Origin of the sequence: Streptomyces ziwulingensis, assembly GCF_039542605.1 — a bacterium.
Lineage (GTDB): Bacteria > Actinomycetota > Actinomycetes > Streptomycetales > Streptomycetaceae > Streptomyces > Streptomyces ziwulingensis.
Genome location: NZ_BAABIG010000013.1, coordinates 139737 through 152355, shown reverse-complemented (window position 1 = coordinate 152355; position 12619 = coordinate 139737). Strand labels below are relative to the sequence as shown.

The following is a 12619-nucleotide window of genomic DNA, read 5'->3' as shown; positions in this document are numbered from 1 at the left end:
AACGACAGCTTCCACCGGATTATCGCCGTCGCCGGTCCGCCCGCCGGTGCGCCGGTCGCGCCGGCGGCCCGGCGGACCGCTCCGGGGCCGGACGGCCCCGGGCGGTCTCACACGGCCAGCGACAGGTCCTTCTCCTCCTCCGGCTCCGCCACCTCGGCGGCGGCCGGCCCACGGCCCTTGGCGATCAGCAGCTCATCCGCCTTGGCCACCGCCTCGTGGATGCTGGTCGCGCCCATCATCACGCACAGGGTGTAGCTGACGTCGGCCAGCTCGCGCGCGGTCGCCTGCCTCTCCTGCTCGGCCTGCGCGATCCGCAGTGACGCGTAGCGCGTGAGGAACTCCCTGACGACCTTCGGGTCCGGTACGAGCACGAAGCGCCCCTTCTCTCGATTTTCGCTCCGCCTGCCCGGCCCCGGCGAGAACATGCGCAACCTGCGCATCCATGCTCTCTCTTGACCTAAATTTTTCGCTTACTGGCTGATGGCTGCCCGAACGGGCAGCGGGAGGGCCCAAAAGGAACGGTCCACCCCGCTTCCCCTGGACGCCGGGACCCGTTGAGCACCGTGCAAGGCGTCCCCGCACGAACGGTGTTCCCGATGACGCGCTCCAGCCGTCTGCTCTGCGCCCTCTACCTCGCCACCAGCATCCAACTGGCCTGGACCGCGGTCCAGGAGTACCGCTACGGCCCGCTGTGGGCCGCCGTCGTGTTCGCGGCGGCCAGCCTGGTCCCGGTGCTCGCCGTGGTCCGCGAGACCGTGCTCGACGACGAGCGCCGCGCGTCCCCGCACCCGCACCCGCACCCGCACCCGGCGCACGGGGCGTCGCGGGAGGCGAGGGTGGCGGGGACGGCCGAGGCGGTCGTGCGCGTCGAACTGGACGCCGCCTGCTGCGAGCGCTGGTGGACGACGCTCGGGACCGGCCACGACACCTCCTGCGCGGGCGGCGCCCGCCGGAGCAGCAGGGCGTGACGGGTTCCGCCGCGCTCAGGCGACCTGGGAGCCGTGCAGCGCGGTGTACGCCCCGCCCCGGCCCAGCAGTTCCTCGTGGGTGCCGATCTCCTCGATCCGGCCCTGCTCCATCACGACGATCCGGTCGGCGCCCCGCACGGTGGACAGCCGGTGCGCCACGACGAACGTGGTGCGTCCGCGCAGCAGCCGGGCGAGCGCCTGCTGGACCAGCGCCTCGGACCGGGTGTCCAGGGCCGAGGTCGCCTCGTCCAGGATCAGCACCCGGGGGTCGCGGATCAGGGCGCGGGCGATGGCCAGCCGCTGCCGCTGCCCGCCGGAGAGCCGGGCGCCGTGCTCCCCGACCAGGGTGTCCAGGCCGTGCGGCAGCCGGTCGACGAACTCCAGCGCGTTGGCGTCGCGCAGCGCGGCGCGCACCGCCTCCTCGTCGGCGTCGTCCATGCCGTAGGCCACGTTCTCCCCGACCGTGCCGTCGAAGAGGATCGACTCCTGCGGCACCACCGACACGAACCGCCGGTAGGTCCGCAGGTCCAGGGTGTTCATGTCGGTCCCGTCCAGGAGCAGCCGGCCCGAGGTGGGGCGCAGGAAGCCGATCACCAGGTTGAGCACGGTGGACTTGCCCGCGCCGGAGGCACCCACCAGCGCGACGGTCTCGCCGGGTTCGACCGCGAGCGTGAAGTCCCGTACGGCGGCCCGGTCCTCGCTCCCGTAACGGTGGCCGACGTGCTCGAAGGCGACGGCGCCGCGCAGCGCGGTCAGCTCCGTCCTGCCCTCGTTGTCCTCCAGTTCGGGCGCCTGGAGCACCTCGCCGACCGAGCGCACCGACTCCAGGCCCTTGGTGATGACCGGGGCGAGGCTGGTCAGCGTGGTGGTGGAGTTGGTCAGGGTGGTGAGGAAGGCGCTGAGCATGACGACGTCGCCGGCGGTGACGCCCCACACCTCGTAGTACGCGATCAGCGCGGCGCCGGCCAGGACCAGGACGCCGACCACGTTGAGGACGACCCAGGCCAGTGAGCCGAAGCGGCCGTTGACCAGGTCCAGGCGCAGGGCGGAGGCCAGCAGCCGGTCCAGGGTGCCGTCCATGCGGCGCAGCGCCTTGCCCTCCAGGCCGTGGGCGCGGGTGACCGGGATCAGCCGGGTCATCTCCGTCACCCGTGACGACAGGGTCTCCACCTCGTGGCGGAAGTGCTCGTTGTGGGTGCGCAGCCGGGCCCGCAACTTCGCCACCAGCAGGGCGGCGGCGGGCACCACGACGAGGAAGACCGGCAGGAACTCCGGGGTGCGCACCCCGATGATGACCAGGCCGCCGGCGAGCACGGTGAGCGCGCCGAGCCCGTTCTCCGCGGTCTGCTGCACCATCGTCTCCACGGTCTCCACGTCCCGCACCACCTTGGCCTGGAGCACGCCGGCGCTGACGCGGGAGTGGTAGCCGATGGAGAGCTGCTGCATCCGCGTGCAGAGCGCCGAGCGCAGCGCGGTGCCCATGCGGCGGACGCTGCCGTACAGCAGGCGGACGTAGAGCAGGTGCAGCGGGTAGTTGATCACCAGGATGAACATGATGACGCCGGTGCTCGTCCACAGCTCGCCTATCGGGCGGTGCTGGACGACGGTGTCGATGAGGGTGGCGGTGATCAGCGGCAGCAGCCAGACGGGGCTGTGCTTGACCGTGAAGACGCCGACCGCGCCGGCCAGGCGGCCGCGGTCGGCGCGGAAGAGGTAGACGAGCGTGCGTATGGGGTGCTCGCCCCGGTAGCGGTGGTCGAGCGGTTTTTCCAGCGACGACGCCATCGGCGTGGTCCTCCAGGGTTGCCGAGTTGGGGCAAGCGCTTTCTTACCCGTTCGGCGCGGAGTGCGCCACACCGTCCCACGCACGGGAAGACCCGCGCCCTCACCCCCGTGGAGGACGCGGGTCCGTTTCCCCTGGAAGGGGGTCTACTCCCCGAGCGTGCGCGCCAGTTCGCCGCTCGCCCGGGTGATCTCGGTGTCGTCCTCGGCCAGCAGCCGGTCCAGGTCGCCGCGCCCCTCGTGGACGGCCAGGCGGGCCGCGCGCTCCCAGACCACGTGGTTCTCGCGGTGGTTGAGGAGTTTGGGGTAGACCGCCGCGGTGCTCTCCCACTGCCGGGCGTCGGCGATGCTCTTCAGGAGCTGGATGATCTGGGCGCGGCAGGCCACCTGGGGCCGCTGGGCCAGTTCCCACAGGAAGGGGACGGTGGCCGCGGTGGCCTGCTCGACGACGAAGCCGTACTGGCAGATGCGTCCGCGCAGGTCGTGCAGGGCGTCCCGGGCGGCGTCGGCGTCGCCCCGGGCCACGGTGTCGAGGAGTGCGGGGATGGCCGCGGCGGAGCCGCTGGAGTCCTGGATCTCGGTCCAGGGCACCAGGTCGAGCCCCTTGAGGGAGGCGGCGGGGGGCGGCGGTGCGGGGTGCTCGGTGCGCCGGGTGCTCAACTGCGGTGTCGGAGCGGTGCGCATGGCGTGGGGCCTTTCCGCGGCAGTCGGGTCAGGTGCGGGGACGGGCGGGCGGCTCGGTCCGGACGGTCTCGCCCATGGCGGTCACGGGGAGCCGGCCGCGGGTGCCCGTGGGCGCGCGGACGACGCGTGGTCCGTGGTCACGCCCCGGCGGCCGGGGCGTTCGGTACGCGGATGACGACACGGCTTCTCCCTGATACGCAGTCAGGTCGGTGCGCCTACCCGGGGGTTGACGCCTTGGCTATTATCCACGCTGACAGCACTCGCGTGCAATTGCACGAGAAATTGCGCGAAAAAAGGTGCTGTTCGCTCCCCCGGACAACAAGGAGACTGCGGTGCCACCCATGCGGAACGGAGTACGGGCGAGTTCACTGGACGCCCGCTGGATGAAGAGCCGGCACAGCAACGCCGAGGGCAACTGTGTCGAGGTCGCCCGGGTGGACGGGGGGATCGCCCTGCGCAACTCCCGCGATCCGGACGGACCCGCGCTCGTCTACACCCACGCGGAGGTGGCGGCCTTCCTGGCGGGGGCGAAGGACGGGGAGTTCGACCACCTGCTGTGACAGCGGGGGTTCGAGAGCTGGAGAGGCGAGGTCAACTGCCTTGTTTTCGGGGGCAGATGCGCTGCGGACCGGCGGGATGAGATAATGTTTTCCTCTAGTCTGCCGGTCTGCTGGGAGCCAGGATGTCCGCATCGTCGCATCGCCTCTCCCGTCTCGAACCCTATCTGGACCGGCCCGAGCCGGCCCCGACACTGCTCAAGATGCTCGTCGGCCTCCAGTTGGCGGGCTTCCGCGAGGACGCCGGCCTGTCCCAGGACCAGGCCGCGCGTCTGCTGGGGTTCAGCCCGGCGAAACTCTCCCGCATCGAGGCCGGCAAGGCCCGCAGGCCGCCCGCGGAGACCGACGTCCGGGCCCTGCTGACGCTGTACCGGACCGACGCCTACGAGGCGTCGGTGCTGATCAAGCTGTTGCGGCGGGCCGGTGAGCCGGGCTGGTGGCAGCGGTACGACAAGCGCCTGATGCCTCAGTGGTTCGACCGGCTGGTCGGCCTGCAGGAGGCCGCCACGACGATCCGGACCTTCGAGATCCAGTACGTCCCGGGCCTGTTGCAGACCCCCGCCTACGCGCGCGCCGTGGTGGAGCGCGGCCTGCCGAACGCACCGGCGGGCGAGGTCGAGCGCCGCGTCGAACTGCGCACCCGGCGCACGGAGTTGCTCCACCGCGCCGAGGCGCCGCAGTTGTGGGCGGTGCTCGACGAATCCGTGCTGCTGCGCGTGCTGGGCAGCACCGACATCATGCGGGAGCAACTGGAGCACCTGGCCGAGATGTCCCAGCGGCCCAACGTCTCCCTGCAGATCGTGCCGCTCACCGTCACCCACGCCTCGGCGCCCGCCATACCGGTCACCTACCTGCGCTTCGGCGGCGTCGACCTGCCGGACGTGGTGTACCTGGAGCACATCCGCAGCGCCAACTTCCTGGAGGACCAGGACGAGACCGAGGAGTACCGGGTCGCCCTGGACCGGCTCGCCGACGAGGCGCTCACCCCGCGCGAGTCGCTGGGGATGCTGCGCAGGACGGTCGAGGAGCGCTACTCCGCGCGGTGACGCAGGCGTTGACCGGGGCGTTGACCGGGCCGGGCCACCTCAGGGCGCCCGGCCCGCCGGGTCAGCGGATGCGCCCGACACCGCCGTACTCGATCCACTCCTTGGTGGCCTGCCGGGGCGCCACCTCGTTGTCCGGGCGCCAGGTGGAGACCTCCACCAGACCGGGTTCGAGCACGTCCATCCCCTCGAACCAGCGGTCGACGTCCTTCGGCTCGCGGACCCGGCCCCAGTGGCCCTGGGTCGCCTGGTCCATGAAGGCCGTGACCGACTCGCGGACCTCGGCGTCCTCGCTGACGAGCTGGCACATCAGCGCGTAACTGCCGGGTACGAGGCGCTCGGTGACCCGGCGGGCCACCGCCGAGGGGCCGTCGGTGTCGCTGTCCGGGATGCAGTGGAAGACCGAGTTGAACAGCACGGCGACCGGCTGCGAGAAGTCGATCAGGCGCTGGGTGTCGGGGTGCTCGAAGATCTCGTCGGTCGAGCGCATGTCCGCGTGGATGACGGCGGTCCGGTCGTTCTGGTCCAGCAGCGCGCGGCCGTGGACCAGCACCATCGGGTCGTTGTCGACGTAGACCACGCGGGTTTCCGGGTCGACGCGCTGGGCGACCTGATGCACGTTGTCCTGGGTCGGCAGGCCGGACCCGTGGTCCAGGAACTGGCGTACGCCGTACTCCTGGGTGAGGGTGCGCACCACCCGCTGGAGGAACCGGCGGTTGTTCAGCGCCAGTTGCCGGGTACTGGGGACGACCTTGTCGAGTTCACCGACCGCGGCGCGGTCGGCCGCGTAGTTGTCCTTGCCGCCGAGGTAGTAGTCGTACATCCGGGCCGCCGTCGGCACGTTGGCGTTGATCTCCTTGGACAACTGCTTGTCGGCCTGCATCGTTCCCCCAGCTCTCACGGCGCCCGCCTGGCGTGACTGAGATTACATCCTAGGGAGCCGGAGGTCCCCGGAACCAGACGGAGGGCCCCTGTGGTCAGGTCATGGTCGATCGGGTGTGCGGTACCCGGCCCGGTCCGCGCGCTGCGTGACGCGCGGACCGGGCCGGGACCTCATCGAGTCAGCCGCGCGAGGCCAGGTACTCCTCCACACCCGGGGCCTCGTGGGACTCCTCGACGCCCACGATGCCGCCCAGCGCCTTCGCGTCGGGCTTGAGCACGTAGGTGGAGCGGCTGGCGGGCTGCGAGACGTCGGTGAAGTTCTGCGGCGTCCCCAGGCCGGTGTCGGCGTTCTTCTGCGAGCGGTGCGCCTTGACCACGCCCGCCCGGGTGAGGTCGCCGTCCTCACACGCCTTCTCCAGGTCCGCGCCGAGCAACTGCGCGGCGTTGTAACCGGAGAGCGCGCCGGAGTCGACCGGGGTGGCCGGGTACTTCTTGGTGTAGTCGGTGGCCATCTTCTTCACGCCCGGCAGGTCGGAGCTGACCGCCGGCGCGGCACTGACCACGTGCAGCATGGCCTGCAGGGCCTCGGCGGCCGGGGTCTTCATGAGCTGCGGGGCGTAGCCGGGGGCGCTGGAGACGATCGGCACCTGCAGCCCGCGGGAGGCGGCGACGCCGGTGAGGGAGGCGGTCTGGGCGGGGCCCGCGCTGATCAGGATCGCCTTGACGCCGGCCTTGCGCAGCGCCGAGACCTGCGCGGACAGGTCGGTGTCGGTGGCCTTGATCTTCTGGCCGACCACCGTCACCCCCGCCTTCTCACCGGCCCACTCGGAGCCCTCCAGCGCGTTGGCGCCGTAGTCGCCCTCGAAGTAGACGTGGCCGATCGAGTCGCCCTTGGCGACCTTCTTGGAGCGGGTGAGGAAGTCGACGGCCGCGATCATGTCGAGGTCGTAGGTGGTGCCGAGGACCTGGACGGCGTCCTTGCCGAGCAGCGAGGCCGCCCACGCCTGCGGGAAGGTCAGCATGGCGTCCCGCTCGATGTCGTCGAGCAGGGCGGAGACCACGGGTGAGCCGATGACCTGGGGCAGGGCCACCACGTCGGTGGAGATGTCGGCGTAGGCGGTGACCGCCTTCTGCACGTCGTAGCCGTGGTCCTTGACGACGATCTCGATCTTGCGGTCGCAGATGCCGCCCTTGGCGTTGGTCTCGTCGGCCCACATCTGCTGGGCCTGCACGATGGACTTGCCGAGGGTGGCGTAGGGGCCGGTGAGGTCGGTCAGGGCACCCAGTCTGATGGTCTCGGCGCTGACTCCGGGGCCGGTCTTGACGCCGTCGGTGCTGCCCTCGGCGTCGTCGCCGCCCTTGGAACTGCAGGCCGTGCCCGCGAGCAGCACGGCGGCGATCGCCGCGGCCAGGGCGATCTTGGTGGTACGGGGCCTGCGGTGCGTGACGTTCACGGGGTGTGCTCCTTGGCTCGTGCGGCAGTGGCGGGCGGCCGGGGCTCGGCCCCGGTGTCGGAGGGTGCGGGGCGGGGTGGTCGGCGGCCGAGGCGGGCGCGGGTGCGCCGGGCCAGGCCCCGCAGGCCGTCGGGTGCGAACAGCAGGATCACGACGATCGCCGCACCGTAGAGATAGCGGGCGGCCTCGGTCGGTCCGAGCGAGCCGTCGCCGCTGCCCGGGGCGGCGACCAGCGGCAACTGGTCGGCGTAGCGGGTCATCAGCAGGGGCAGCGCGGTGACGAAGACGGCTCCGGCGGTGGCTCCGGCGACCGAGCCCAGACCGCCGATGACGATCATGGCGAGGTAGTCGACGGAGAGGGCGAGGGAGAAGTAGTCGGGCACCACGCGGCGGAAGGACAGGGCGAGCAGGACGCCCGCGAGGCCGGCGTACATCGAGGAGACGACGAACGCCGCCGAGCGGTACTTGGCCACGTGCACGCCCATCACGGACGCGGCGGTCTCGCTGTCGCGCAGGGCCACCAGGGCGCGTCCGGGCCGGCCGCGCAGCAGGCCGCGGGCGGTGAACCAGGTGAGGGCGAAGAGGACGAGGCCCAGGTACCACAGGCGTTCCTCGGCGCCGAACGGCACGCCGAGGACGGTGAGTTCGGGGTCGGCCTGGGCGAAGGTGAAGCCGCCCAGTTCGAGCGGCGGGACCGAGCTTCCGTTGAAGCCGCCGGTGACGGAGTCCGCGGTGAGCAGGACGTGGTGGCCGAGGAAGACCAGGGCGAGGGTGGCCACGCCCAGGTAGACGCCCTTGACCCGCCCCGCGACGGGGCTGAACAGGCCGCCGGCCACGCCCGCGAGCAGGACCGCGAGGACCAGGGCGAGCGCGGGCGGCAGCCCGGGGCCGTTCTCGCCCGCCAGCCAGACGTAGCCGTAGGCGCCGACGGCGAGGAAGAAGGCGTGGCCGAGGGAGAGCTGGCCGGCGGTGCCGCTGAGCAGGCCGAGTCCGACGGCGCCGATGGCGGCGGCCATGGAGAACAGGCCGATGCGCAGCCAGAACGCGTCCAGGTAGAAGGGCAGGGCGCACATCAGCAGGAGGGGGATCAGGAATCCGCCGCGCTTGAGGAGGTCAGACACGTGCCGCTCCCTTCGCCGCGAAGAGTCCGGCGGGGCGCACCAGGAGGACGAGGACCATCACGGCGTACGGGGCGACGTCGCCGAACCCCTCGCCGAGGACGTGCAGTTCGGACTGGTAGCCGGCGACGAACGCCTCGGTCAGGCCGATCAGCATGGAGCCGACCAGGGCGCCGACGGGTGAGGCCATGCCGCCGAGGATGGCGGCGGGGAACGCCTTCAGGGCGATCTGGCCGGTGGTGCGTTCCAGCCCGGGGGCGGGGAACGCGGCGAGGAAGACGGCGGCCAGCGCGGCGAGGGCGCCCGCCAGGCACCAGGCGAGCATGCGCACCCGGTTCAGCCGTACGCCCATCAGGGCGGCGGCCTCGGGGTCCTCGGCCGCCGCGCGCAGGGACAGGCCCCAGGGGGTGAACCGGAACAGGGCGAAGGCGCCGGAGATGGCCAGGGCGGAGGCGATGATCGCCGCGATCCGGCTGTCGGCGACGGTGGCCGGCCCGATGCCGGTCACCGCGTCGCCCCAGGGGTCGCCCAGAGTGAGCAGGTCGCCGCCGATGCGCCGGGCCAGGTCGGTCACCAGGACGATGTCGATGCCGATGGTGACGATGGTCGACACGTGGGCGGCGTGCGCGTCGGTGCCGACCCGCTGGAGGATCAGCCGGTCGAGGAGGCCGGCCACGGCCGCGGTCGCGAGGACGGCGAGTGCCAGTGCCCCGGCGAAGCCGAGGTCGTCGTGGAGGATCGCGGTCAGATAGCCGCCGAGGAGCAGCAGCGAGCCGTGGGTGAAGCTGAGCACGCCCGACGCCTTGAAGATGGTGACGAAGCCGAGGGCGATGAGGGCGTAGACCGAGCCGAGGGCCAGGCCGTTGAAGACGTTGTCGATCAGTGAGGTCATGCCGCCGCCCCCGCTTCCGGGTTCTCGGTGCCGAGGTAGGCGCGCAGGACCTCGGGGTCCTGCCGTACCTCGTCGGGGGTGCCGTGGGCGATGCGCTTGCCGAAGTCGAGGACGGTGACCTCGTCGGCGAGCCGCATCACCAGGCCCATGTCGTGTTCGACGAGGACGACGGAGAGGCCGAGGGAGGCACGGATGTCCCGCACGACCTCGGCCATGCGGACCCGTTCGGAGGCGTTCATGCCGGCCACGGGTTCGTCGAGGAGCAGCACGCGGGGCTCCAGACAGAGGGCGCGGGCGAGTTCCACGCGCTTGCGGTCGCCGTAGGAGAGCAGGGACACGGGCGAGTCGAACAGGTCGCCCAGGCCGACGAGTCCGGCGATCTCGCGGGCCCTGGCGAGGTGGGCGCGCTGTTCGCGTACGGCTCCCGGCAGGCGCAGGGCGCTGGCGGCGAACCCGGCGCGGGACAGGACGTGCCGGCCGAGCATCAGGTTGTCCGCGACCGTGCCCTGGGTGGTGACGATGTTCTGGAAGGTGCGGGCGACGCCGAGGGTGGCGATGTTGTGCGGGGCGAGCCGGGTCAGCTCGGTGGTGCCGAGCCGGACGCTGCCGGAGGCCGGCCGGTACAGGCCGGACAGCACGTTGAAGCAGGTGGACTTGCCGGCGCCGTTGGGGCCGATGACGGCGTGCACGGTGCCGGGGGTGACGGTGAAGGAGACCTCGTCGAGGGCGGTGAGCCCGGCGAAGCGTACGGTGACGTCCCGGACCTCCAGGGCGGGCGGTGCGGCGGTGCCGGTGCTCACGCGGCCCCCTGACCTTCGGCGGTCTCGCCGAGATAGAGGCGGCGCACCGCGTCGGTCCGGGCGAGTTCGGCGGCCGGACCGGAGAGCCGGATCTCGCCGACCTCCAGGACGTGGGCGTGGTCCGCGAGGGAGAGGGCCATGCCGGCGTTCTGCTCGACCAGGAGCACGGCGGTGCCCTGGGTGTTGATCTCGCGGATCACCTCGGCGATCCGCTGCACCATCATCGGGGCGAGTCCCAGTGAGGGCTCGTCGAGGAGGAGCAGCCGCGGGAAGGCCATCAGGGCCCGGCCGATGGCGAGCATCTGCTGTTCGCCGCCGGAGAGCAGGCCGGCGGCCTGGCCGGTGCGTTCGGCGAGCCGCGGGAAGAGGGTGAAGACGCGCTCCCGGGCCTGGCGGATCTGGGCGGGGGCGCGCCGGGAGAGGCCGAGGCCGCCGGCCTTCAGGTTCTCGTCGACGCTGAGTCCGGCGAAGACCCGCCTGCCCTCGGGGACCTGGACGACGCCGGCGCGGACGGCCGCGACCGGGTCCCGGCCGTCGAGGACGGTGGAGCCGTAGCGGATGCGGCCCCCGGTGACGGCGCCGCGGTGCAGGCGCAGCGTGCCGGAGACGGCGCGCAGCAGGGTCGTCTTGCCGGCGCCGTTGGCGCCGAGGAGGGCGACGACGCCGCCGTGCGGCACGGTCAGCGACACGGAACGGAGGGCGGACAGGGCGCGGCCGTACGCCACGTCGACTTCCTCGACGTGCAGCGCGGGCGCCTCGTCCGGTGGTGCTTGGGGCATCGCGGCTCCTTGGCGCCGTGCCGGTCGCACCGGCACGGCTACGGGGTCGTTCAGACGTACGGAGGTGCGGACGTACTGACGAACGGTTGGGGGACGGGCGGGCGTTCGGGGAACGCGCGCTCACGACAACACGCGGGCGGGGGGCCGGTACAGCGCTCCGGGCCTGCTCGCTGCGGCGTCCCAGTCCGGACCCGGTCAGTCTGTGCGGACGCCCAGACGCTCCCTCAGGGATCCCCGGGTCACCGGTCGCGCAGCAGGCGGTGGGCGGTGAGGGCGAGGCTGACCTCGACGAGGTCGGCGGGGCGGGTCAGGGAGCGGCCGGTGAGCTGTTCGCAGCGGCGCAGCCGGTTCAGGACGGTGTTGCGGTGGCAGTAGAGCCGTTCGCCCGCGCGCTGCGCGGAGCCGTCGCACCGCAGCCAGGTGGTGAGGGTGTCCAGCAGGACTTCCCGGTCGGCGGGTTCCAGCTTGAGCAGCGGGCCGAGGACGCGGGCGGCGAGGCCGCCGCCGAGTTCGGGGCTGGAGACGACCATGGCGGCGGGGAGGTGCTCGGCGAGCCGGATGGTGCCGCCCGCGGCGGGACAGATGCTCAGCGCGGTGTCGGCGTGGCGGCGGGCGTCGCCGACGGCGGCGAGGCCGTCGACGGGGCTGCCGACGCCGATCCGGATGCCCGGGACGGGCTGGGCGGCGCCCGGCGCGGGCTCCGGCAGTCCGCCCTCGCCGACCAGGACGATGCCGTGGTCGACGTCGACGCCGGCGTGCCAGTGCACCCGCAGTCCGTCGGGGACGGCGGCGGCGCGGGCGGCGGCGCAGCGCGCGGGATGTCCGCCGGCCACCGCGACGACCACGTACCGGCCGTGTTCGGGCAGGTCGAGGGCTTGGGCGGCCTCCGGCAGGTCGGCGATGCGGCTGGTGCCGTCCAGCAGGGCGGCGGCCAGCAGCCGGGCCCGGTTCTCGCGGCGGCGGTTGAGCTGCCACTCGACCTGCCGGTAGGCGTCGGCGACCAGGGTGCAGTGCTCGTCGACGTAGTTCCACACGTCGGCCGCCACGTGCACCAGCAGGCGGACGTCCTCGGGCGCGGCCCGCTGGGTCTCCTCGACCAGCCGCTGCCACACCAGGGAGCCGCCGAGACGGAAGGCGTGCAGCAGGGCGTCGAGGGGCAGTCCCTGCTCGGCGCGGGTGGCGCCGATCCGCCAGGAGCAGCGGCGGGCGCCGTCCCGGGCGCTGCGCGGGTCGATCAGCGAGGTGATGCTGTGCCGCAGTGAGCGGTGCACCTCCTGCCAGGTCCCGGTGGGGTCGCCGGTCATGGCCGCCCGGTAGGCGGGCTCCTGTTCCTGGAGCACCGCCACCAGGCGGTCGGTGAGGTCGGGCAGGTCGTCGAGGAGGATGTGGGCGGCCCGGTGCAGGACGCGCAGCGCGTCGGCGTCGATGAGCGACGTGACCCGCCGGGTCCGCGGGCGCGGAACGGGCGTGGGTGCGGTGCGGATCGCTGCTCGTGACCGTACGGCGTGTTGCATCGCGGTCCTCCCCCGGGCTCGGGCTTCCAGCGGTGGCGAAGGACGGGCCGTACGCCCGTGCCCCGCCTGTTCCCCTGACTCGTCCTGCCCCGAGGATGGCATACCGTCCGGTCGGTCCCTAGGGTCCTCGCATCACGAATACGGCT

The 12619-nt window shown here is 72.6% G+C and carries 13 protein-coding genes; 3 read left to right on the top strand and 10 right to left on the bottom strand.

Going from position 1 to position 12619, the window contains the following annotated elements; translation table 11 throughout:
• Positions 1-107: 107 nt before the first annotated feature.
• Complete coding sequence (locus ABEB00_RS06540; RefSeq protein WP_345617948.1) at positions 108-371, bottom strand: DUF5133 domain-containing protein; 264 nt, start codon at positions 369-371, stop codon at positions 108-110.
• Positions 372-596: 225 nt separating this feature from the next.
• Here ABEB00_RS06540 and ABEB00_RS06535 point away from each other — a divergent pair, with 225 nt between their 5' ends.
• Complete coding sequence (locus tag ABEB00_RS06535) at positions 597-968, top strand: hypothetical protein (RefSeq protein WP_345617947.1); 372 nt, start codon at positions 597-599, stop codon at positions 966-968.
• Positions 969-983: 15 nt separating this feature from the next.
• Here the strand turns inward: ABEB00_RS06535 and ABEB00_RS06530 are convergent, their stop codons facing one another.
• Positions 984-2753: an ABC transporter ATP-binding protein gene (locus ABEB00_RS06530; protein WP_345617946.1), complete on the bottom strand. Its 1770-nt coding sequence runs from the start codon at positions 2751-2753 to the stop codon at positions 984-986.
• Positions 2754-2897: 144 nt separating this feature from the next.
• On the bottom strand, positions 2898-3434 hold the full coding sequence (locus ABEB00_RS06525; protein ID WP_345617945.1) for a hypothetical protein: 537 nt from the start codon (positions 3432-3434) through the stop codon (positions 2898-2900).
• Positions 3435-3766: 332 nt separating this feature from the next.
• Here ABEB00_RS06525 and ABEB00_RS06520 point away from each other — a divergent pair, with 332 nt between their 5' ends.
• Together ABEB00_RS06520 and ABEB00_RS06515 are read left to right on the top strand one after the other, a co-directional pair.
• Positions 3767-3994 carry a DUF397 domain-containing protein gene (locus ABEB00_RS06520; protein WP_345617944.1) on the top strand — a complete coding sequence of 76 codons (228 nt, stop codon included), beginning with the start codon at positions 3767-3769 and terminating at the stop codon, positions 3992-3994.
• Positions 3995-4116: 122 nt separating this feature from the next.
• Positions 4117-5037, top strand: coding sequence for a helix-turn-helix domain-containing protein (locus tag ABEB00_RS06515; RefSeq protein ID WP_345617943.1), 921 nt, complete (start codon positions 4117-4119; stop codon positions 5035-5037).
• Between the two features lie 61 nt (positions 5038-5098).
• Here ABEB00_RS06515 and ABEB00_RS06510 read toward each other — a convergent pair whose 3' ends face one another.
• The 7 genes from ABEB00_RS06510 to ABEB00_RS06480 form a co-directional block, all read right to left on the bottom strand.
• Positions 5099-5917, bottom strand: coding sequence for an SAM-dependent methyltransferase (locus ABEB00_RS06510; RefSeq protein WP_345617942.1), 819 nt, complete (start codon positions 5915-5917; stop codon positions 5099-5101).
• Between the two features lie 178 nt (positions 5918-6095).
• Positions 6096-7370 carry an ABC transporter substrate-binding protein gene (locus ABEB00_RS06505; protein ID WP_345617941.1) on the bottom strand — a complete coding sequence of 425 codons (1275 nt, stop codon included), beginning with the start codon at positions 7368-7370 and terminating at the stop codon, positions 6096-6098.
• Positions 7367-8443: a branched-chain amino acid ABC transporter permease gene (locus ABEB00_RS06500; protein WP_345618063.1), complete on the bottom strand. Its 1077-nt coding sequence runs from the start codon at positions 8441-8443 to the stop codon at positions 7367-7369. The genes ABEB00_RS06505 and ABEB00_RS06500 overlap by 4 nt, the downstream gene beginning before the upstream one ends.
• A 40-nt stretch (positions 8444-8483) precedes the next feature.
• On the bottom strand, positions 8484-9380 hold the full coding sequence (locus tag ABEB00_RS06495; protein WP_345617940.1) for a branched-chain amino acid ABC transporter permease: 897 nt from the start codon (positions 9378-9380) through the stop codon (positions 8484-8486).
• Entirely contained in the window at positions 9377-10180 is an 804-nt protein-coding gene (locus tag ABEB00_RS06490; protein WP_345617939.1) for an ABC transporter ATP-binding protein, read from the bottom strand. The genes ABEB00_RS06495 and ABEB00_RS06490 overlap by 4 nt, the downstream gene beginning before the upstream one ends.
• Positions 10177-10959, bottom strand: a complete 783-nt coding sequence (locus ABEB00_RS06485; RefSeq protein WP_345617938.1) for an ABC transporter ATP-binding protein — start codon at positions 10957-10959, stop codon at positions 10177-10179. The genes ABEB00_RS06490 and ABEB00_RS06485 overlap by 4 nt, the downstream gene beginning before the upstream one ends.
• Positions 10960-11198: 239 nt before the next feature.
• Positions 11199-12473, bottom strand: coding sequence for a PucR family transcriptional regulator (locus ABEB00_RS06480; protein WP_345617937.1), 1275 nt, complete (start codon positions 12471-12473; stop codon positions 11199-11201).
• Positions 12474-12619: the final 146 nt, after the last annotated feature.